This window comes from Nocardia sp. NPDC050697 (assembly GCF_040654395.1).
Lineage (GTDB): Bacteria > Actinomycetota > Actinomycetes > Mycobacteriales > Mycobacteriaceae > Nocardia.
In genome coordinates this window covers 613,653-633,556 of the sequence record NZ_JBFAHY010000004.1, presented here as the reverse complement: position 1 = coordinate 633,556, position 19,904 = coordinate 613,653, and the positions used below count along the sequence as shown (strand labels likewise).

The following is a 19,904-nucleotide window of genomic DNA, read 5'->3' as shown; positions in this document are numbered from 1 at the left end:
CCCTTCAACACCACCTCACACCACACCCTCTCCCCCCCCCCGCCCCTCGGCCGCGGGGGGGGCGCGGGGGGGGGGGGGGGCCCCCGCCCCCCCCCCCCCCCACCCCCGCACGGGGGGGGGGGGCCCTCCCCCCCCCCGGACCCCCTTTCCTACGCCTTGGCGACCGCCACTCGGACCCCGCCACAGACGACCGGCGCGTCATCTCCCACGGGACCGAAGTCGAGCGACGTCGCCAGGATCTCGCCGCCGATCAGCGCGGCGTGACGCTCGGCCCACTCCTTCTGCTCGGCGGGCACGTCCAGCGTCACGCTGATCCGATCCGCCACCTCCAACCCGAGCGATTTCCGCGTCTCCTGCAGGTCGCGGATGAGATCCCGGGCCCACCCCTCGGCCTCGAGCTCCTCGGTCACGGCGTCGTCGAGCACGACGAGCCCGACATTCCCGGGCAGCGCCGCCGTCGACTCCGGCGAGGCCGCGACCAGCCGACGGCTGTACTCCTCGGGCAGCAGCGCGACATCGGCCGCGCGCACCACCCCGTCCGCGTCCTCGGCCCAGTCCCCCGCCTTGACCGCCTTGATCACCGCCTGCACCTGCTTGCCGAGCCGCGGCCCCGCCACCCGCGCGTTCACGGTCAGCTCGAAGCGGCCGTGCACGTCGACATCGGTGGTGAGCGTGACCTTCTTGACGTTGACCTCGTCGGCGATCACGTCGGTGTACGGCCGCAGCCGCTCGGCGTCGGCCGCCGCGATGGTCACCTCGGAGAGCGGCAGCCGCACCCGCAGCTTCTTCGCCTTGCGCAGGCTCAGCACGGTGGAGCAGACCGTCCGCACCTCGTCCATGGTGGCGACCAGCTCGGCGTCGTGCGGCAGCTCGTCCGCGGCGGGCCAGTCGGCGAGGTGCACCGAGCGGCCGCCGGTGAGGCCGCGCCAGATCACCTCGGTGATCAGCGGAAGCAGCGGCGCGGCCAGCCTGGTCACCACCTCCAGCACGGTGTGCAGGGTGTCGACGGCGTCGCGGTCCTCGCTCCAGAACCGGTTCCGGCTCCGGCGCACGTACCAGTTGGTGAGCGCGTCGGCGAAGGTGCGCAGCTCGTCGCAGGCGCCCGCGATGTCGTACTCCTCCAGCGCCACCGTGACCACGTCGCGGGTCGCCGCGAGCTTGGCCAGGATGTACCGGTCCAGCACGTGCGGCGAATCGGTGCGCCAGGTGCCCGGCTCGGTGGCGTAGAGCTGCAGGAAGGTCCAGGCGTTCCAGAGCGGCCGGAGCGCGTGCGAGACCCCCTCGCGGATGCCGCGCTCGGTGACGATGAGGTTGCCGCCGCGCAGGATCGGCGAGCTCATCAGGAACCAGCGCATGGCATCCGAGCCGTCCCGCTCGAACACCTCCTTGACGTCCGGGTAGTTGCCCTTGGACTTGCTCATCTTGAGCCCGTCGTCGCCGAGCACGATGCCGTGCGCCGCCACGGTCTTGAACGCGGGGCTGTCGAAGAGCGCGGTGGCCAGCACGTGCAGCGTGTAGAACCAGCCGCGGGTCTGCCCGTTGTACTCGACGATGAAGTCACCGGGGAAGTGGCCGTCGAACCACTCCTTGTTCTCGAACGGGTAGTGCACCTGGGCGTACGGCATGGAGCCGGACTCGAACCAGCAGTCGAGCACCTCCGGCACCCGGCGCATGGTCGACTTCCCGGTCGGGTCGTCCGGGTTGGGCCGGGTCAGCTCGTCGATCATGGGCCGGTGCAGGTCGGTGGGGCGCACGCCGAAGTCGCGCTCCAGCTCGTCCAGCGAGCCGTACACGTCGAGCCGGGGGTAGGCCGGGTCGTCCGAGCTCCAGACCGGGATCGGGCTGCCCCAGTAGCGGTTCCGGCTGATGTTCCAGTCCCGCGCGCCCTCCAGCCACTTGCCGAACTGGCCGTCCCTGATGTGCTCCGGCACCCAGGTGATCTGCTTGTTCAGCTCCACCATCCGGTCGCGGAACTTGGTGACCGCGACGAACCAGGAGGGCACCGCCATGTAGATGAGCGGCTGCCCGGAGCGCCAGCTGTGCGGGTAGGAGTGCTCGATCGTCTCGTGCCGCAGCAGCTTTCCGGCCGCCCTGAGGTCCTTGATGATCACCGGGTTGGCGTCGAAGACCATCAGCCCCTCGTACGGCGGCACCATCGAGGTGAACTTGCCGCCCTGGTCCAGCGGCTGCACCAGCTCGATGCCGTTGGCCACGCAGACGTCCATGTCCTCCTCGCCGAACGCGGGCGCGAGGTGCACGACGCCGGTGCCGGAATCGGTGGTCACGTAGTCGGCGGCGAGCACCCGGTGCGCGTTCGGGTGGCCGGCGAAGAAGTCGAAGGCCGGGGTGTAGGCCAGGTCGACCAGCGCGGCGCCGACGTGCTCGGAGAGCACCTCGGGCTCCTCGCCCAGCTCGCGCGAGTAGTGCGAAACCCGCTCGGCGGCCAGCACATAGCGCTTGCCGTCGGCGCCGCGCAGGTGCACGTAGGTGAGGTCGGGGTGCACCGCGACGGCCAGGTTGGAGGGCAGCGTCCACGGCGTCGTGGTCCAGATGAGCGCGGCGGCGCCGTCCAGCTCGCGCAGCGGGTGGTCGTCCGGCACCCGGAGCACCATGTCCACGGTGACCGCCGGATCCTGGCGCATCTTGTAGGCGTCGTCGAGCCGGGTCTCCTGGTTCGACAGCGGCGTCTGCTCGTACCAGCTGTACGGCAGCACCCGGAAGCCCTGGTAGATCAGCCCCCGGTCGTGCAGGGTCTTGAACGCCCACATGACCGACTCCATGAAGTCGAGATCGAGCGTCTTGTAGTCGTTGTCGAAGTCCACCCAGCGGGCCTGGCGGGTGACGTAGTCGCGCCATTCCCCGGTATAGCGCAGCACCGAGGACTTGCACGCCGCATTGAATTCGGCGAGCCCCATGGCGTCGATCTGTGATTTGTCCGTGATACCGAGCTGCTTTTCCGCTTCGATTTCCGCGGGCAGCCCGTGACAGTCCCATCCGAAGCGCCGGTCGACGCGGTTTCCGCGCATCGTCCGGAAACGCGGAACGAGGTCTTTGACGTATCCGGTGAGCAAATGGCCGTAATGCGGCAGCCCATTGGCAAACGGCGGGCCGTCGTAGAAGACGAACTCCGGTGCCGCGGAACGGTTTTCGATACTGGCCCGGAAGGTGTCGTCGGCCGCCCACGCGTCGAGCACGCGGCGCTCCAGCTCCGGGAACGCCGAGCCCGCGCCCGCGGCGAGGTCGACGCGCGGGTACGCGCTGCGGGAAGTGTCGTCCGCCATGGCGGTGTGCAGTCTCCTCCGTGCCGCCGCGCCCATCGGCGCGGTTCGCTGGCACGGGGACGACGCAGGCGCGGATGCGCCGAGGCCGCGGTACCACCCCGCTTGCCCGGCCACGGCCGGACCTCTTCGTTGCGAGCTGTGACGGGCTCACCCGTTCGGTTCTACTGAGCGCGCGCCGGGCGCGCCGTTCTTCCGAAGGCTCCCCGGTGATGGCCGGATCGATGCCTGACAGGTTTCAGTCTAGCGGCGGCGGTCAACTCTTTTCGGAGCGGGCGCCTGCTCGCCGTCGTCGGGCCGCCCGACCGCGAGCGCGCTCGCCAGCAACAGCACCGCACCCAGGACGCACACCACGATGCAGCCCCACGCCCAGAGCACCGAACCGGTGGTCAGGGCCGTGACGAGCAGAGCGAAGCCGATCGCGGCGAGCACCAGCGTCAGTACCAGCATGGTGACCCCCAGGGGACTCGACAGGACGCGCTACCGCTCGGCAACTGCCGAGCGGACCCTGCTCCAAGTCTACTTGCCACCCTTGGCGAAGGAGGCGGGCGCGAGGCTGTTCGCACCGGTATCAAAGCCGCCGTCGTCCACCGGGACCGCCGAGCCGCGGTTCTCCAGCTCCTCCAGCTGCGACTCCAGGTAGGACTTCAGCCGCACCCGGTACTCCCGCTCGAAGGTCTTGAGCTGCTCGATCCGGCTCTCCAGCACGCTGCGCTGCTGGGTGATGGTGGCCATGATCTCGGTGTGCTTGCGCTCGGCGTCGGCCTGCAGCGCGTCGGCCTTCTCCTTGGCCTGGCGGAGCTGGTTGTCCGAACGGGTCTGCGCGTCGGAGAGCATGGCGTCGGACTTCTGCCGCGCGTCCGCGATCATCGAGTCGGAGCGGTTGCGGGCGTCGGCGACGAGTCGCTCGGAATTCGCTCGCGCGTTGGAGAGCAGGTTCTCCGCCTCGCTCTTGGCATCGCTGGTGAGCCGGTCGGCCATCTCCTGGGCCAGGCTCAGCACCTTGGCGGCCTGCAGGTTCGCGTCCACGCCCGGGCCCTCCGCAGCCGGTACCGCGGGCATCGGCGGCTGCGGGGCGGGGGGCACCGGTTGTTTGATCGGTTCTGGCGGCGGCGCCTGCTGGACCGGGGGTTTCACGATGCCGGGGCCGGGGCCGCGGTTCTTCTTGGCGTCCGTCAGCTCGGCGTCCAGCTCGGCGACCCGCTGCCGCAGGTCGGCGTTCTCCTCGATCAGCCGCGACAGCTCCTGCTCCACCAGATCCAGGAACGCGTCGACCTCGTCCTCGTTGTAGCCGCGCTTCCCGATCGGCGGTTTGCTGAACGCGACGTTGTGCACATCGGCTGGGGTCAGCGGCATCGAAGGATCCCTTCACGCGTCTTTTGGAGATCTGGCAGATCTGACATCTCGTTCCCCGCCCATTCTGTCACACGGGAGCTACGGGCTGCCCGAGCCTGCCCACGATCGACATCAGGATGAACACGATGAATAGCAGGACCATAATCGACAGATCGAGCCGAATTCCTCCCAGTGACACCGGTGGTATCAAGCGCCTCAGGAGTTTCACCGGCGGATCCGTGATCGTGAAGATCACCTCGAGCACGACCACCACGAACCCGGTCGGGCGCCAGTCACGGGCGAAGCTGCGGATGAACTCCACGATCACCCGGCTGATCAGCAGCAACCAGAAGATGAACAGGACGAAGTAGAGCACCGCGAAGACCACCACGACATCACTCTGCCCGAAAATCGGCGACGCGCAAAACTACCGCGCCGGTCCGGCTCGGCCGGACCGGCGCGGTGCCCGGGGGCAACCCCGCTACTTCTGGTTGTAGAACCCGGTTTCCGCGATCCGGCGACGCTCCTCCGCCGAGACGTCGACGTCCGCCGGTGAGAGCAGGAACACCTTGGTGGCCACCTTGTCGAACGAGCCACGCAGCGCGAACGCCAGCCCGGCGGCGAAGTCGACCAGCCGCTTGGCGTCGGCGTTGCTCAGGTCGACCAGGTCCATGATCACCGGGTTGCCCTCGCGGAAGCGCTCGCCGATGATGCGCGCCTCGCTGTAGTCCCGCGGGCGCAGCGTGGTGATCTTGGACAAGGGACCTCCGTCCTCGAAGATCCCCGGCCGCCGGGTGGCGACCGGCTCGGCGCGCATGCGCTCCTCCAGCCGGCGCTCCTCCGCCTCGGGGTCGACCGCGAGCGCGCCGCGGGTCGCCCCCCGCATCATCGGCGCGCCGCCGCCGGCGCGGAACCGCCCCGCGCCCGCCGAGTCGATCCGGGTGGGGCGGCGCGGTGGCGGCTCGTAGCGATCGTCGGAGTACCCCTCGTCGGCGTACTCCTCGCGCCGCGGCAGCGGCGGGTAGCCGCCGGAGTAGGGCGACTTGTAGGCCGGCTCGGGGTAGTCGGATTCGGCGGCGTAGTGCTCGTCGCCGTAGCCGTCGGAGGGGGAGCCGTAGCGGCTGTACGCGCCGTACTCCCGGTCGAATTCACGCGCGCGAGAGCGCCGGGGGCCGCGGTCGTCGATGCCGTGCGGGGCCCGGTCGTCGACATAGTCGTCCTCGTACTCGTCGAGTGGAACCATGCCGAAGTACGCCTTGAACTTGTGCAGCGTGCTCATCTGGTCGACCTTCCTTCGGCCCCGGTGGCGGCCGGGTGTTGAAGTCTTGCTCAGCACCCCTCGTCAGTCCCCAGCATATGTGTCGAATGTGACTGATGAGGTTTCTTTGCTAGCCCGAGGTTATCGGGCGTGTACCCAGGAGCGCGGTACCGACACGCACACAGGTGGAACCGTGTGCCACAGCTGATTCCAGATCGCCCGACATGCCCGCCGAGAGTTCGCTCGCGCCCGGGTGATCGGCGCGCAATCGAGTGTGCAAGGTCTCGAGCCGGTCGAAGGCGCTATCGGGCTCGGCGTCCAGCGGCGGAATCGCCATCAGGCCAGCGAGTTCCAGCGCCGGGGCGGCCGCGATCCGGTCGGCGAGCGCGGGCAGCTCGGCCGGGGCGACGCCGCCCCTCCCGGGGTCGGTGTCCAGGCTGACCTGCAGCAGCACCCGCAGCGGGGCGGTGCGCTCCCCCGCGTCCAGCGCGGCGCTCGCGGCGGTGTCCAGTGCGGCGGCGAGCCGTTCGCTGTCCACCGACTGCACGGTGTGCGCCCAGCGCGCCACCGCCCTCGCCTTGTTGCGCTGGAGCCGCCCGATCATGTGCCACGCCACCGGCTCGGCGAAACCCGATGTGAGCTCCGCGACCTTGGCGGTCGCCTCCTGTTCGCGGGATTCGCCGAAGGCGCGGCAGCCGAGGTCGTAGAGGATGGCGATATCGGTGGCCGGGTGGAACTTGGTCACCGGGAGCAGCCGCACCGCGCCGGGTTCGCGCCCGGCGGCGGCGCAGGCGGCCTCGATCCGCGCCGTGACGGCCGCGAGCCGGGTGGCGAGTTCGGCCACCCGCGCGGTGGTCCCCGCCGTCATGCGGCTGCCCGCTCGCGCCCGCGCGACGGCCGTCCGCAGCCGTGCTCCGCGCCCGGCCCGGCCGGGAACCCGCCCGCGACCCGCTTCCCGCCCGCGGCGGGGCCCGGCCCGCTCACGCGCCCGCCTGCATCCAGATCACCCCGGCGATCCGGCCGGTCGGGGCGCCCCTGCGGTGGCTGAAGAGCGTCCGGTCCTCGATGGTGCAGCGCGGGTCGACCGCGACCCCGCCGACCCCGGCGGCCTCCAGCTGCCTGCGGATACCGGCGCGCAGGTCGAGCGAAGGCGTGCCGCGCACGGTGGTGGCGGCGCTGCCGGGCAGGTGCGCCTCGACGTCGGCGCGCATGGCGGCGGGCACCTCGTACTGCCTGCCGGAGGCGGCGGGGCCGAGGAAGGCGCCGATCCGCTCGACCTTCGCGCCCACCGAGGTCATGGCCTCGAGCACCCGGGGCACGATGCCGATCCTGGCGCCGACCCGGCCCGCGTGCACGGCGGCGATCACCCCCGCCTCGTCGTCGGAGAGCAGCAGCGGGACGCAGTCCGCGGTGAGCACCACCAGCGCCAGGTTCGGCGCCCGCGTCACCAGCGCGTCGGTGGCGGGCACCGGCTCGGCGCGCGGGCCGTCCACGATCTCCACCGCGCGGCCGTGGATCTGCTCCATCCAGACCAGCCGCTCCGGGGCGAGCCCGATACCGGCGGCCAGCCGCTCCCGGTTCCGCCGCACCGCCGCCGGATCGTCGCCGACGTGGTCGCCGAGGTTGAAACTGTCGTAGGGCGCGGCCGAGAAGCCGCCCGCGCGCGTCGTGGTGACCCGGCGGACGGTGAGCGCGGGAGCGGAAGTCATGGCTCCGAGCTTAATCCGCGGTACCGACCGGCGACCGGGGCGCCGGACGGGCGCGGCCCCCGGCTCCGGGGTCGGAGGCGGGGGCCGCAGGCAGTCAGTGCCGCATGAAGTCGGGCACGTCGACGTCGTCGTCGTCCGGCGGGTCGATGCGGGTGCGCGGGGCGTCCCGCAGGGTGGGCTCGGCCGCCGGGCGTAGCCGGTCCGGCTCCCGGTAGTTCGGCACCGCGCCGCGGCCGCTGTCGTAGGACGGCGGGTCGACGCCGCGTGCGAGGTGATCGCTGCTGCTGCCGCGCTGGCCGATCTCGCCCGCCCGCGCGGAGCCGATGGTGCCGCGCACCGACCCCGGGTCGAAGACCCGCTTGGTCGGGCCGCCGCTGTCGAACCCCGCGGCGATCACCGTCACCCTCACCTCGTCGCCGAGCGAGTCGTCGATCACCGTGCCGAAGATGATGTTGGCCTCGATGTGCGCCGCCTCCTGCACCAGCGAGGCCGCCTCGTTGATCTCGAAGAGCCCGAGGTCCGAGCCGCCCGCGATCGAGAGCAGCACGCCGTGCGCGCCGTCCATCGACGCCTCCAGCAGCGGCGAGTTGATCGCCGACTCCGCCGCCTTCACCGACCGGCCCTCGCCGCGCGCCGAGCCGATGCCCATGAGCGCGCTGCCCGCGCCGGACATGACGCTCTTGACGTCCGCGAAGTCGACGTTGATCAGGCCGGGGGTGGTGATCAGGTCGGTGATGCCCTGGACACCGTTGAGCAGCACCTCGTCCGCCGAGCGGAAGGCGTCCATCAGGCTGACCGCCGCGTCGCCGAGCTGCAACAGCCGGTCGTTCGGGATGACGATCAGGGTGTCGCAGGACTCGCGCAGCGCGGCGATGCCGGTCTCGGCCTGGTTGCCGCGGCGCTTGCCCTCGAAGGAGAACGGCCGGGTGACGACGCCGATGGTCAGCGCGCCGAGCTTGCGCGCGATGCTCGCGACGACCGGCGCGCCGCCGGTGCCGGTGCCGCCGCCCTCGCCCGCGGTGACGAAGACCATGTCGGCGCCCTTGAGCACCTCTTCGATCTCGTCCTTGTGGTCCTCGGCGGCCTTCCGTCCGACCTCGGGATCGGCGCCCGCACCGAGCCCGCGGGTGAGCTCGCGGCCCACGTCGAGCTTCACGTCGGCGTCGCTCATCAGCAGCGCCTGCGCGTCGGTGTTGACCGCGATGAACTCGACTCCCTTGAGTCCCTGTTCGATCATTCGGTTGACGGCGTTCACGCCGCCGCCACCGATGCCGACGACCTTGATCACAGCAAGGTAGTTGTGCGGGGGCGTCATGAGCTCTCGCCTTCCTTCGATCTCGAGCCTGTCGTGTGCGGATCCCGGACCTCGGGCGGCGCCGTCCGGGAACCCGGCAAGCGGGCCGTCCCGGGGGACGGGCCGCCCCCCGGGCAAACCCTAAAGCTGAACCATAGGGTTAGCGTTCTGTCAAGTCTCCGACTGGAACGGAACGCTATTCGCCGTGCTCGCGATCCGCTCGCAGGCGCGCCGGTGCCGGGTCCGGTTTGTGTCGCGATCCCACCCGCCCCGGCGCACCCCACACCGTAGCCCGCGCCCCGACCTCGGCGCTCGGGCCCGGACGACGGCGCAGGTCCGGGACGCGGAGCAGGCTCCGCGCGGTGGACCCCCGTCATCGAACCGTCACCAGGTTCGGGCTGGAGACGTCGAAGATCGTGCCCTCCCTGGTGAGCAGCGGGCCGACCACCGCCGCCTTGCGGGCGGCGTCGTCGGCGCCGCCCCACAATACGGTACGGCCGTCCCGGAGTGTCAGCACGATGTCCGATGCCGAGCGCGCCTCCAGCTTCGCCACCTCGGGGCCGAGCGCGGGCGGCAGCGCGGTCAGTACCGTCACGGCGGCTCGACGCAGCGGAGGGGCGGCGGCCAGCTCCGGGACTCCGGGCGGCGCCGGCTCCACCGCGTACTCGACCGCCTCGGCGTCCACCAGGTGCGCCCCGCCCGGTCCGGTGAACCAGAGCACCGGGGTGCGCTCGCGCACGGTCACCCGGACGGTGCCGGGGAAGACCCGCTGCACCCTGGCGGTGCTGATCTTCGGGATGCTCGCCACCCGCGCCGCCATGGCGGTGGTGTCGATGCGCAGCATGGAGCGGCCCTCCGGCACGCCGAGCTCGGCCCGGATCTGCTCCTCCGGCACCGCGGCGGCGCCGTCCACCCGGACCGTGCGCACCGCGAAGACCGGCGTGAAGTACGCGACCGCGACAGCGGTGACCAGCACCGCGACCCCGAGCGCGACCCGGACCGGGACCCCGGGCAGCCCGCGGCGGCCGCGCGGGCGCGCCGAGCGCCTGCCCGGCCACGCGGGCACCCACCTCACCGTCCGGCGTGCGGGCGCGCCCGCAGCCCGTCGAGGATCTGCCCGCCCAGCATGGTGACGTCGCCCGCGCCCATGGTGATCACCACGTCGCCGGGGAGCGCCAGCGCCGCCACCTGCCTGCCGACCCGGGACATGTCCGGCTGGTAGTGCACCGGGACGGTGACCGACTGCGCCACCAGCGCGCCGTTCACCCCGGGCAGCGGCTTCTCCCGCGCGCCGTACACGTCGAGCACCACCACCTCGTCGGCCAGGCTGAGCGCGGCGCCGAACTCGGCGGCGAAGGCGGCGGTGCGGCTGTAGAGGTGCGGCTGGAAGACCACGATCACCCGGCCGGGCCGCGACCGCGCGCCGTCGGCGGCCTCCTGGTGCACCAGCTCGGCGGCGGCGCCGAGCACGGCGCGCACCTCGGTCGGGTGGTGCGCGTAGTCGTCGAAGACCCGGACGCCGTTCTCCCGCCCGGCGAACTGGAACCGGCGGTGCACCCCGCCGAACCCCTCCAGCCCCTGGATCAGCTCGTCCACGTCGGCGCCCGCCGCCCGGCCCGCCAGCAGCGCGGCCAGCGCGTTGGCCGCCATGTGCCTGCCGGGCACGGCGAGCCGCAGCGCGCGCGGCGCCTGCTCGTCGTCCAGCTGGAACTGCGCCAGCCCGCCGACGTCGCGCGGCTCCCAGCTCTGCAGCCTGGCCCCGACCGGGATCGGGGCGTCGGCGAGCTCGCCGGAGCCGTAGCCGAGCACCGCGATGCCGCGCTCGGCCAGCCGGGGGGCCACCCGCTCGGCCAGCGCGCGCGAGCCGGGGTCGTCCAGGCAGACCACGAGCAGCCCGCCGGGGGCGAGGCGGTCGGCGAAGTCGTCGAAGACCTGGGTGTAGGCCTCGGGGGTGCCGAAGAAGTCGAGGTGGTCGGATTCCACATTGGTGACCACGGCGACGTCCGGGTCGTACTGCAGCAGCGAGCCGTCGCTCTCGTCCGCCTCGGCCACGAAGATGCCGCCGGTGCCGTGGTGCGCGTTGGTGCCCGCCTCGTTCAGCTCGCCGCCGACCGCGAAGGACGGGTCGAAGCCGCAGTGCTGCAGCGCCACGATGAGCATGGAGGTGGTCGAGGTCTTGCCGTGCGTGCCGGAGACCAGCAGGGTGCGGTGCCCGCGCATGAGCGCGGCGAGCACGGCCGGGCGCAGCAGGACCGGGATCTCGCGGCGGTGCGCCTCGACCAGCTCGGGGTTGGTCTTGGGGATGGCGGCGAAGGTGGTGACGACGGCGGTCGGGCCGCCGGGCAGCAGGTCGAGCGCGTTCGCGTCGTGGCCGATCCGCACCTCGGCGCCGCGGGCCCGGAGCGCCAGCACGCCGCGGCTCTCCTTGGCGTCCGAGCCGGAGACGGCGCCGCCGCGCGAGAGCAGGATGCGCGCGATACCCGACATCCCGGCCCCGCCGATGCCCACCATGTGGACGCGCTCGAGTTCCGCGGGCAGCGCGGCATGCGCGGCGTCCGCCGGGGTGGACTCGGCCGAGGGGACGTGGCCCGCGGGTGCGGCGGTACCCTCCGCTTCCAGCTCGGTCATCGCCCCGCCACCTCGCGGACGATGCGGGCGACCTCGTCGGCGGCGTCGCGATGCCCGGCGCCGGCCGCGGCGCGGCCCATCGCGGTCAGGCGTGCGGGGTCCTGGAGCAGCGGAATCACCTCGTCGATCACGTACTTCGGCGTCAACTCCGAATCGGGGACAATTCTGCCACCACCGGCGGCCACCACGGGGCGCGCGTTCAGCTCCTGCTCCCCGTTGCCGTGCGGCAGCGGCACGTAGAAGGCGGGCAGCCCGACCGCGGAGACCTCGGCCACCGTCATGGCGCCGGAGCGGCAGACCACCGCGTCGGCGGCGGCGTAGGCCAGGTCCATCCGGCTCAGGTAGGGCACGGCCACGTAGCCGGGCTCGGCGACCTCGAGCGTGTTCTTCGGCCCGTGCGCGTGCAGCACCGCGATCCCGGCGGCGGCGAGCTGCGCGGCGGCGCCGGAGACGCCCTCGTTCAGCGTCCGCGCGCCCTGCGAGCCGCCGAAGACCAGCAGCACCGGCCCGTCGGCGGGCAGCCCGAAGTGCGCCCGCGCCTCGGCACGCAGCGCGGCCCGGTCCAGCGCCGTGATGGAGCCGCGCACCGGGATGCCGAGCACCTCGGCGTCCAGCCCGGAGCCGGGCACCGCGGCGAGCACCCTGGCCGCCCGGCGCGCGCCGACCTTGTTCGCGATCCCCGCCTTGGCATTGGCCTCGTGCACCACCACCGGCACCGCCCTGCGCCTGCCGAGTGCCCCGCGCCCGGCCGCCAGGTAGGCGGGCAGCGCCACGTACCCGCCGAACCCGACGATCACATCCGCCTCGACCGCGTCGATCACCGCGCGGGTGCGCGCCACCGACGCCCGCACCCGGCCGGGCAGCCGGAGCAGGTCAGCGCTGGGCTTGCGCGGCAGCGGCACCGGCGGGATCAGCTCGAGCGGGTAGCCGCGCTCCGGCACCAGCCGGGTCTCCAGGCCGCGCTCGGTGCCGAGTGCGGTGATCCGCACGGTCTCGTCCTGCCTGCGCAGCGCGTCGGCGACCGCGAGTGCCGGCTCGATGTGGCCGGCGGTGCCACCCCCCGCCACGATCACCGAAAGCCCGGATCGCTGCGCGGGTCGCACGTCACTCACCTGGATCTACCTCGTTCTCTCGCATGGGGCATGGGATAGCTCGGCTCCCAGGCCCTGGTCGCGCGGAGCGACCCGGTGCCACGGGATTCCCCGGAGCGCCTGCGCGGCGGCTCCGGAAGGTCGGCGGGGCGGCCGCGCCCCTTGCGCCCGCCCTCGGCGCCGCCGCGGCCGTTCGGCGGGCGGCCGGGGCCGCGGCGGTTCACCGAGCGGGCCCGCGCCTGCTCGGCCCGCACCGGCGAGTACACCTCGGGCTTGGGCAGCCGGAGCAGCCTGCTCACCCGGCCGTCCTGTCCGGCGTTCAGCGCGGAGACCGCCTCGGGTTCGTGCCTGGCGGCATTGGCGATGATGCCGAACATGAAGAGCGTGATGGCCAGCGACGAGCCGCCTGCCGAGACCAGCGGCAGCTGCAGCCCGGTGACCGGGAGCAGCCCGACCACGTAGCCGATATTGATCAGCGCCTGGCTGGTGATCCAGGTGGTGGCGGTGGCGATCAGGATCTTGAGGAAGGGGTCCACCGAGCGGGTCGCGATCCGCAGCCCGGTGTAGACGAAGAGCGCGAAGAGCCCGAGCACCAGCATGCAGCCGAGGAAGCCGAGCTCCTCGCCGATGATGGCGAAGATGAAGTCGTTGTGCGAGTTCGGCAGGTAGCTCCACTTGGCCCGGCTCTGGCCCAGCCCGCGGCCCCAGATGCCGCCGTCGGCCAGCGAGTACATGGCCTGACGGGCCTGGTAGCCGATGCCCTGCGGGTCGTCGCCGGGGTTGAAGAAGGCGCGCATGCGGTCCGAGCGGTACCCGGCGGAGAGCGCGAGCACCACCGCGGCCACCACGCCGGAGGCGGCGATGGTGACGAAGAGCCGGGCGGGCAGCCCGCCGAACCAGAGCAGCGCCATGAGCACGATGCCGAGCGCGATGGTGGTGGAGAGGTTGGGCTGCAGCACGACCAGCAGGCAGACCAGCAACCCCGCCGGTACCAGCGGGACCAGCAGCTCCTTGAGCGTGGCGCGCTCGGAGCGCCGCGAGGCGAGCAGGTGCGCGCCCCACACCACCAGGCTGACCTTGATCACCTCGGAGGGCTGGATGGAGATCGGCCCGAGCACCAGCCAGCGCCGCGCGCCCTGCACCTCGGAGCCGATGCCGGGCAGCAGCACCATGAGCAGCGCGAGCACCGAGAGCGCGAAGATCGGGAAGGACCACTGCCGCAGCCGGCGCAGCGGGATCCGCAGCGCCAGGTAGAAGAGGACGAGCCCGATCCCGGCGAACATGGCCTGCTGCACGAAGAGCGAGTAGGCCGAGCCGCCGTCGGCGTAGGCCTCGACGCTGGAGGCCGAGAGCACCATGACCAGCCCGAGCACGGTGAGCAGGGTGGCGATCGTGACGATCAGGTGGAACGACGCCAGCGGGCGCGCCAGCCAGGCGCCGAAGCGCGTCGCCGTGCTGTCCGCCCGCCGGGTCGCCGTGGTCACGAGCGCCGCCCGATATCGCTCTCCTGCAGTGCGTTGACCGCGTCGGCGAAGCTGCGGCCGCGGTGCGTGTAGTCGGTGAACATGTCCAGCGAGGCGGCGGCCGGGGCGAGCAGCACCGTGTCACCGCCCGCGCAGAGCCCGGCGGCGAGCCGCACCGCCTCGGCCATCACCGCGTCCGCCTTCATGGCTGCATCGTCTCGCGCCTGCACCTCGAGAACCGGGACTTCGGGGGCGTGTCGCGCCAGCGCGGCCGCCACGATCGGCGCATCCACCCCGATCAGCACCGCCCCGACGAGCCGCTCGGCGACCTCCTCGACCAGATCCTCGACCGAGGCGCCCTTGAGCTGCCCGCCCGCGATCCAGACCACCGAGGGGTGCGCCAGGATCGACGACCGCGCCGCGTGCGGGTTGGTGGCCTTGGAATCGTCGACGAACTCGACCCCGCCCAGCTCCCGGACCAGCGCCGCGCGATGCGGCCCGACCCGGTGCTCGACCAGCCCCTCGCGCACGAACTGCGGCGCCACGTCGATCGAGCGGGTGAGCGCCGCCGCGGCCAGCGCGTCCGCCACCCCGGACGGCCCCGGCGGGCTGATATCGCCAACCTCGGCCAGGATGGCGGCCTTGGTGAAGGCCCGGTCCAGCAGTTTGCCGTCGACCACGCCGAGCTCGCCGTCGGCCGGGACGCCGATCCGGAAGCCGACGGTGCGCCGCGCCTTGGACTTGCGGGCCAGCGAGGCCGCCACCGGATCGTCCAGCCCGACCACCCCGACCCGCCCGACCAGCGCGCGGGCCTTGGCGGCGGCGTAGGCGTCCAGCCCGCCGTGCCAGTCCAGGTGGTCCTCGGCGACGTTCAGCACCACGCCCGCCTCCGGCCGCACCGAGGGCGCCCAGTGCAGCTGGAACGAGGAGAGCTCCACCGCGAGCACCTGCGGGCCGGGGCTGCGGCGCAGCGCGTCCAGGATCGGCAGCCCGATATTGCCGCAGGCCACGCTGGCGATCCCGGCCGCGCGCAGGATGGCGTGCGTCATGTTCGTGGTGGTGGTCTTGCCGTTGGTGCCGGTGATCACCAGCCACTTGCGCACCGGCCCGTACAGCCGGGCCTGGTCCACCCACCAGGCGAACTCCACGTCGCCCCAGACGGGGATGCCCGCGGTGACGGCGTTGACCAGCACCGGCGAGTCCGGGCGCCAGCCCGGCGAGGTGATCACCAGGGCGTACCGGCCCAGGTCGGCGGTCTCCAGCTCCACGCTGGTCGCCACCTCCAGCCCGAGCCCGGCGGCCTCGGCCAGCGCGGCGGCCCCGGCGTCGGTGACCACGGGGTGCGCGCCGATATCGCGCAGCGGCTCGACCAGCGAGCGGCCGGAGACGCCCCAGCCGGCCACCAGGACGTCGCGGCCGCGCAGGAATTCCAGCATGGGGCCGGGTGAGCGCAGGGCGCGCGGAGAGTGCTCGACCATCCCGCTCAGCCGACCTGGGAGAGGTATTCGCTGTAGAACAGCCCGAGCCCGAAGGCCGATGCCATCGCGGCGAGCAGCCAGAATCGGATGATGACGGTGGTCTCCGCCCATTTGCTGAGCTCGAAGTGGTGATGGAAGGGCGCCATCTTGAACAGCCGGTTGCGGGTGGTCCGGAAGACCGCCACCTGCAGGATCACCGACATGGCCTCGGCGACGAAGAGCGCGCCGATGACGATCATGAGCAGCTCGGTGCGGGTGACGATGGAGAGCCCGGCGATCAGCCCGCCGAGCGCCAGCGAGCCGGTGTCACCCATGAAGATCTTCGCCGGCGCCGCGTTCCACCAGAGGAAGCCGACGCAGGCCGCGCCGCCCGCCGCGCAGACCAGGGCCAGGTCGAGCGGGTCGCGGACGTTGTAGCAGCCGGTCTCCGGCTTGGTCGAGCAGGCGTGGTAGTACTGCCAGAAGGTGATCACCACGTAGCCGCCGAGCACCAGGCTCATCGAGCCCGCGGCGAGCCCGTCCAGCCCGTCGGTCAGGTTGACCGCGTTGGACCAGGCCACCACCACCAGGCAGACGAAGACCAGGAAGACCACGACGCCCATCGAGACGGTGGTGATGTCGCGGACGTAGGAGAGGTGCCTGCTCGCCGGGGTCAGCCCGTTCGCGCCCTTGAACTGCAGCGCGAGGACGCCGAAGATCACCGCGGCGGAGATCTGCCCGATGTACTTGCCCGCGGCGGTGAGGCCGAGGTTGCGCTGCTTGCGCAGCTTGATCATGTCGTCCAGGAAGCCGACCAGGCCGAGCGCGGTCGCCAGCCCGAGGACGAGCAGCGCCGAGGCGGACGGGCCCTCGGCGTCGTAGCCGATGCCGACCAGGTGCGAGCCCAGGTAGCCGGCCCACATGCCGATCACGATGGCGACGCCGCCCATGGTCGGCGTTCCGCGCTTGGCCTGGTGGCTGGCCGGGCCGTCGACCCGGATCTCCTGGCCGAACCCCCGCTTCGCGAATATCGAGATGAGTAGCGGTGTGAGCAGGATCGATACGGTCAGCGCTATGGCCGCCGCAAAGAGGATCTGTCTCATCGGGCTGCCTCCGTGCTTCCCGCAGGTGCGTCCGGCGGCACTGCCGATCCCCCTGTCAAATGGTCGGCGACCTCCCAGAGGCCGACCGATTGCGACGCCTTCACCAGTACCACGTCACCCGCCTCGACCTCCGCGTCGAGCAGGGCGATCGCCGCACCGATATCGGGTACGAGGATCGATTCCTCGCCCCACGAGCCTTCCATCACCGCTCCCTGGTGCATGGCCCGGGGCGGCCTTCCGGTCCCGACCACGACGAGCCGGTCCACATCCAGCCGCACCGCGAGCCGTCCGATCGAATCGTGCTCCACCACCGACTCCGGGCCGAGCTCGCCCATCTCGCCGAGCACGGCCCAGCTGCGCCGCTGCCGGTCGCCGGTCCGCGCCATGGTGACCAGGGCCTTGAGCGCGGCCCGGACCGAGTCGGGGTTGGCGTTGTAGGAGTCGTTGACGACGGTGACGCCGGTCGCCGTCGTGCGCACGTCCATCCGGCGCGCGGAGGCGGCGGCGGCGCCGCCGAGCGCGGCGGCGACGGTCTCCAGGTCGGCGCCGCACTCCAGGGCGACGGCGGCGGCGGAGAGCGCATTGCCCACCTGGTGCTCGCCGTGCACCGCCAGCCGCACCGGCACCGAGCCCGCCGGGGTGTGCAGGGTGAAGGCGGCGCGCGCGTGCTCGTCCAGCCGGACCTCGGTGGCCCTGATCGTGGCGGTACTCGCCTGCCCGACGGTGACCACCCGGGCCGCGGTGCGCGGCGCCATGGCGGCGACCTGCGGGTCGTCGGCGTTCAGCACGGCGAGGCCGGTGGCGGGCAGCGCCTCCACCAGCTCGCCCTTGGTCTTGGCGATGGCCTCGCGGCTGCCGAACTCGCCGAGGTGCGCGGTGCCGACATTGAGCACCACGCCGATGGCGGGCGGGGCGATCTCGGCCAGCGCGGCGATGTGGCCGGGGCCGCGGGCGGAGAGCTCGAGCACGAGGAAGCGGGTGTCGGCGGTGGCGCGCAGCGCCGTCCAGGGGTGGCCGAGCTCGTTGTTGAACGAGCCGGGCGGGGCCACCACGGTGCCCAGCGGGCGCAGCACGGCGGCGAGCAGGTCCTTGGTGGAGGTCTTGCCGGAGGAGCCGGTCACGCCGACCACGGTGAGCGTGCCCGCGGCGGTCAGCTTCTGGACGACGGCCCTGGCCAGTGCGCCGAGCGCGGCCAGTACCGCGGCGCCGGAGCCGTCGGTGTCGTGCTCGACCACCATGGCGCCCGCCGAGACCTGGCCGTGGCGCGGCTCGACCACGATGGCGGGGACGCCGACCGGGCGTGCCGCGAGCACCGCGACCGCGCCGTCCGCGACGGCGCCCGCGGCGAAGTCGTGGCCGTCGGCCCTGGCTCCGGGCAGGGCGAGGAAGAGGTCGCCGGTGCCGATCTTGCGCGAGTCGAACTCGACCGCGCCGGTCACCGCCGCATCGGGGTCGGGGACGTCGTGCAGCGTGCCGCCGACGATCTCCGCGATCTCCCGCAGTGTCATCACGATCATGGAACCCTCGAGTCCTCCGTGGTCGCGCCGGTGGCCGCCGTCAGCGCGGCGGCGAGCACCTCGCGGTCGTCGAAGGGGTGCTTGACCCCGGCGATCTCCTGGCCGGTCTCGTGGCCCTTGCCCGCGATCAGCACCACGTCGCCCGCGCGGGCCCAGCGCACCGCGGCGGCGATGGCGGCGGCGCGGTCGCCGAGCTCGAGCACCTCGCCGCGCTCGGCGGCGGGCACGGCGAGCGCGCCCGCGCGCAGCGCGGCCCTGATGGTGGCGGGGTCCTCGCTGCGCGGGTTGTCGTCGGTGATCACGGTCAGGTCGGCGCCGCGCGCGGCGGCCGCGCCCATGAGCGGGCGTTTGCCCGCGTCCCGGTCGCCGCCCGCGCCCACCACGACGGCCACGCGGCCCGCGGTCTGGGCGCGCAGGGTCGCGAGTACCGACTCCACCGCGGCGGGCTTGTGCGCGTAGTCCACGACGGCCAGGAAGTCCTGCCCGCGCTCCACCCGCTGCATGCGGCCCGGAACGTCCACCGACGCCAGCGCCGCGGCGGCCCGTGCCGCGTCCACGCCCGCGGCGGCGCACACCGCGACCGCGAGCAGCCCGTTCGCCACGTTGTAGCGCCCGGGCAGCCGCAGCCGCACCGCGATCCGGCCCTCCGGCCCTTGCGCCGTGAACTCCTGCTCGCCGCCAGCGGTCGTGGTGACGTCGCCCGCGACCGTCCAGTCGGCCGCCACGGCGGCCAGATTTTCGGCGGGCCGGGCGGCGATCGTCGCGGCGGAGTCCGCGGCAGCGGAGCCAGCGGGCGCAGCCGGGACCGCAGGCGCGGTGGGGGCCGCGGGTTCGGCGGCGGGTTCGGCGGCCTGGGCGTCGTCGGCGGCGTCGGGCTCCGCGACCGCGGGCTCGGTGCGGACCGTGATGGGGGCGGGCAGCCCGGCTGCCAACCTCCTCCCCCACTCCTGGTCCACACAGACCACGGCGGTCCGCGCCGCGACCGGCGAGCCGGGCTCGAAGAGCCGGCGCTTGGCGGCGAAGTAATCCTCGAAGTCGGCGTGGAAGTCGAGGTGGTCCTGGGAGAGGTTGGTGAAGGCGCCGACATCGAAGCGCACCCCGTCCACCCGGCCCAGCGCGAGCGCGTGGCTGGACACCTCCATCACCACGGCATCCACCCCCTGCTCCACCATGGCCGCGAACATGGCGTGCAGCTGCGGCGCCTCCGGCGTGGTCAGCGCGCTCGGCACCCGCCGCCCGCCGATCCGCGTCTCGATGGTGCCGATCAGCCCGGTGGCGAGCCCGGCCGCCGCCAGCCCGGCCTCGACCAGGTACGAGGTGGTGGTCTTGCCGGAGGTGCCGGTGATCCCGACGATCCGCAGCCGCTCCGAGGGGTGGCCGTAGATCAGGGCGGAGAGCTCACCGAGCACCGCCCGTGGCTCATCCCGCACGAGCACCGGAACGCCGAGCTCAACGAGCTCCGCGGCACCGGCCGGGTCGGTGAAGATCGCGACCGCGCCGCGCCCCACCGCGTCCGCGGCGAACCGGGCGCCGTGCGCGCGCGCCCCGGGCAGCGCGGCGAACAGATCGCCCGCCCGCACCGCGTTCGAGCGCTGTTCGATACCGGTGACGGTCACCCCGTCGACGGGGGCCGTCGCGTGTGCTCCGGTGGCTTCCAGCAGGACGTGCAACGGCGTCGACGGCGGCTGAACCGGCCGGAGCGTCTGCGGGCTGGACTGCGCAGCCACCTTGCTCCTTCTCTCGGGGCGGACATGTCCGATCGAACATGCCG

General features: G+C 72.9%; 16 protein-coding genes. All 16 read right to left on the bottom strand.

The features are described 5' to 3' along the window. Positions 1–149 precede the first annotated feature (149 nt). The 16 genes from ileS to AB0H71_RS18470 all read right to left on the bottom strand — a co-directional run bounded on the left by ileS (position 150) and on the right by AB0H71_RS18470 (position 19,860). Positions 150–3,281, bottom strand: a complete 3,132-nt coding sequence (gene ileS, locus AB0H71_RS18545) for an isoleucine--tRNA ligase (RefSeq protein ID WP_357021906.1) — start codon at positions 3,279–3,281, stop codon at positions 150–152. Positions 3,282–3,521: 240 nt separating this feature from the next. Beyond that, positions 3,522–3,728: a hypothetical protein gene (locus AB0H71_RS18540; protein ID WP_357021904.1), complete on the bottom strand. Its 207-nt coding sequence runs from the start codon at positions 3,726–3,728 to the stop codon at positions 3,522–3,524. A gap of 69 nt (positions 3,729–3,797) precedes the next feature. Then, positions 3,798–4,634 (bottom strand): DivIVA domain-containing protein, encoded by an 837-nt coding sequence (locus tag AB0H71_RS18535; RefSeq protein ID WP_357021901.1) that lies wholly within the window; start codon positions 4,632–4,634, stop codon positions 3,798–3,800. 67 nt (positions 4,635–4,701) lie between these two features. Beyond that, a complete protein-coding gene (locus AB0H71_RS18530) occupies positions 4,702–5,004 on the bottom strand; it encodes a YggT family protein (protein WP_067655253.1) in 303 nt (100 codons plus the stop codon). A 90-nt stretch (positions 5,005–5,094) separates the two neighbouring features. After that, positions 5,095–5,892, bottom strand: coding sequence for a cell division protein SepF (locus AB0H71_RS18525; RefSeq protein ID WP_357021897.1), 798 nt, complete (start codon positions 5,890–5,892; stop codon positions 5,095–5,097). A 109-nt stretch (positions 5,893–6,001) separates the two neighbouring features. After that, the gene (locus AB0H71_RS18520; protein ID WP_357021894.1) at positions 6,002–6,739 is read right to left on the bottom strand and encodes a YggS family pyridoxal phosphate-dependent enzyme; all 738 of its coding nucleotides are present in this window, start codon (positions 6,737–6,739) and stop codon (positions 6,002–6,004) included. 112 nt (positions 6,740–6,851) lie between these two features. After that, positions 6,852–7,580, bottom strand: coding sequence for a peptidoglycan editing factor PgeF (gene pgeF, locus AB0H71_RS18515; RefSeq protein WP_357021891.1), 729 nt, complete (start codon positions 7,578–7,580; stop codon positions 6,852–6,854). A gap of 94 nt (positions 7,581–7,674) precedes the next feature. Beyond that, positions 7,675–8,895 (bottom strand): cell division protein FtsZ, encoded by a 1,221-nt coding sequence (ftsZ, locus tag AB0H71_RS18510; protein WP_357021888.1) that lies wholly within the window; start codon positions 8,893–8,895, stop codon positions 7,675–7,677. 352 nt (positions 8,896–9,247) lie between these two features. Then, a complete protein-coding gene (locus tag AB0H71_RS18505) occupies positions 9,248–9,940 on the bottom strand; it encodes an FtsQ-type POTRA domain-containing protein (RefSeq protein ID WP_357021886.1) in 693 nt (230 codons plus the stop codon). A gap of 5 nt (positions 9,941–9,945) precedes the next feature. Continuing rightward, a complete protein-coding gene (gene murC / locus AB0H71_RS18500) occupies positions 9,946–11,385 on the bottom strand; it encodes a UDP-N-acetylmuramate--L-alanine ligase (RefSeq protein ID WP_357022009.1) in 1,440 nt (479 codons plus the stop codon). Between the two features lie 113 nt (positions 11,386–11,498). After that, positions 11,499–12,605 carry an undecaprenyldiphospho-muramoylpentapeptide beta-N-acetylglucosaminyltransferase gene (murG, locus tag AB0H71_RS18495; RefSeq protein ID WP_357022006.1) on the bottom strand — a complete coding sequence of 369 codons (1,107 nt, stop codon included), beginning with the start codon at positions 12,603–12,605 and terminating at the stop codon, positions 11,499–11,501. A gap of 5 nt (positions 12,606–12,610) precedes the next feature. Next, the gene (gene ftsW / locus AB0H71_RS18490; RefSeq protein WP_357021883.1) at positions 12,611–14,077 is read right to left on the bottom strand and encodes a putative lipid II flippase FtsW; all 1,467 of its coding nucleotides are present in this window, start codon (positions 14,075–14,077) and stop codon (positions 12,611–12,613) included. Further along, the gene (murD, locus tag AB0H71_RS18485; RefSeq protein ID WP_357022004.1) at positions 14,074–15,492 is read right to left on the bottom strand and encodes a UDP-N-acetylmuramoyl-L-alanine--D-glutamate ligase; all 1,419 of its coding nucleotides are present in this window, start codon (positions 15,490–15,492) and stop codon (positions 14,074–14,076) included. The genes ftsW and murD overlap by 4 nt, the downstream gene beginning before the upstream one ends. 47 nt (positions 15,493–15,539) lie before the next feature. Continuing rightward, positions 15,540–16,616, bottom strand: a complete 1,077-nt coding sequence (gene mraY, locus AB0H71_RS18480) for a phospho-N-acetylmuramoyl-pentapeptide-transferase (protein ID WP_357021881.1) — start codon at positions 16,614–16,616, stop codon at positions 15,540–15,542. Next, positions 16,613–18,133 (bottom strand): UDP-N-acetylmuramoyl-tripeptide--D-alanyl-D-alanine ligase, encoded by a 1,521-nt coding sequence (murF, locus tag AB0H71_RS18475; protein ID WP_357021878.1) that lies wholly within the window; start codon positions 18,131–18,133, stop codon positions 16,613–16,615. The genes mraY and murF overlap by 4 nt, the downstream gene beginning before the upstream one ends. Beyond that, positions 18,130–19,860, bottom strand: a complete 1,731-nt coding sequence (locus AB0H71_RS18470) for a UDP-N-acetylmuramoyl-L-alanyl-D-glutamate--2,6-diaminopimelate ligase (RefSeq protein WP_357021875.1) — start codon at positions 19,858–19,860, stop codon at positions 18,130–18,132. Before AB0H71_RS18470 ends, murF begins: the two co-directional genes overlap by 4 nt. Between the last annotated feature and the right edge of the window lie 44 nt (positions 19,861–19,904).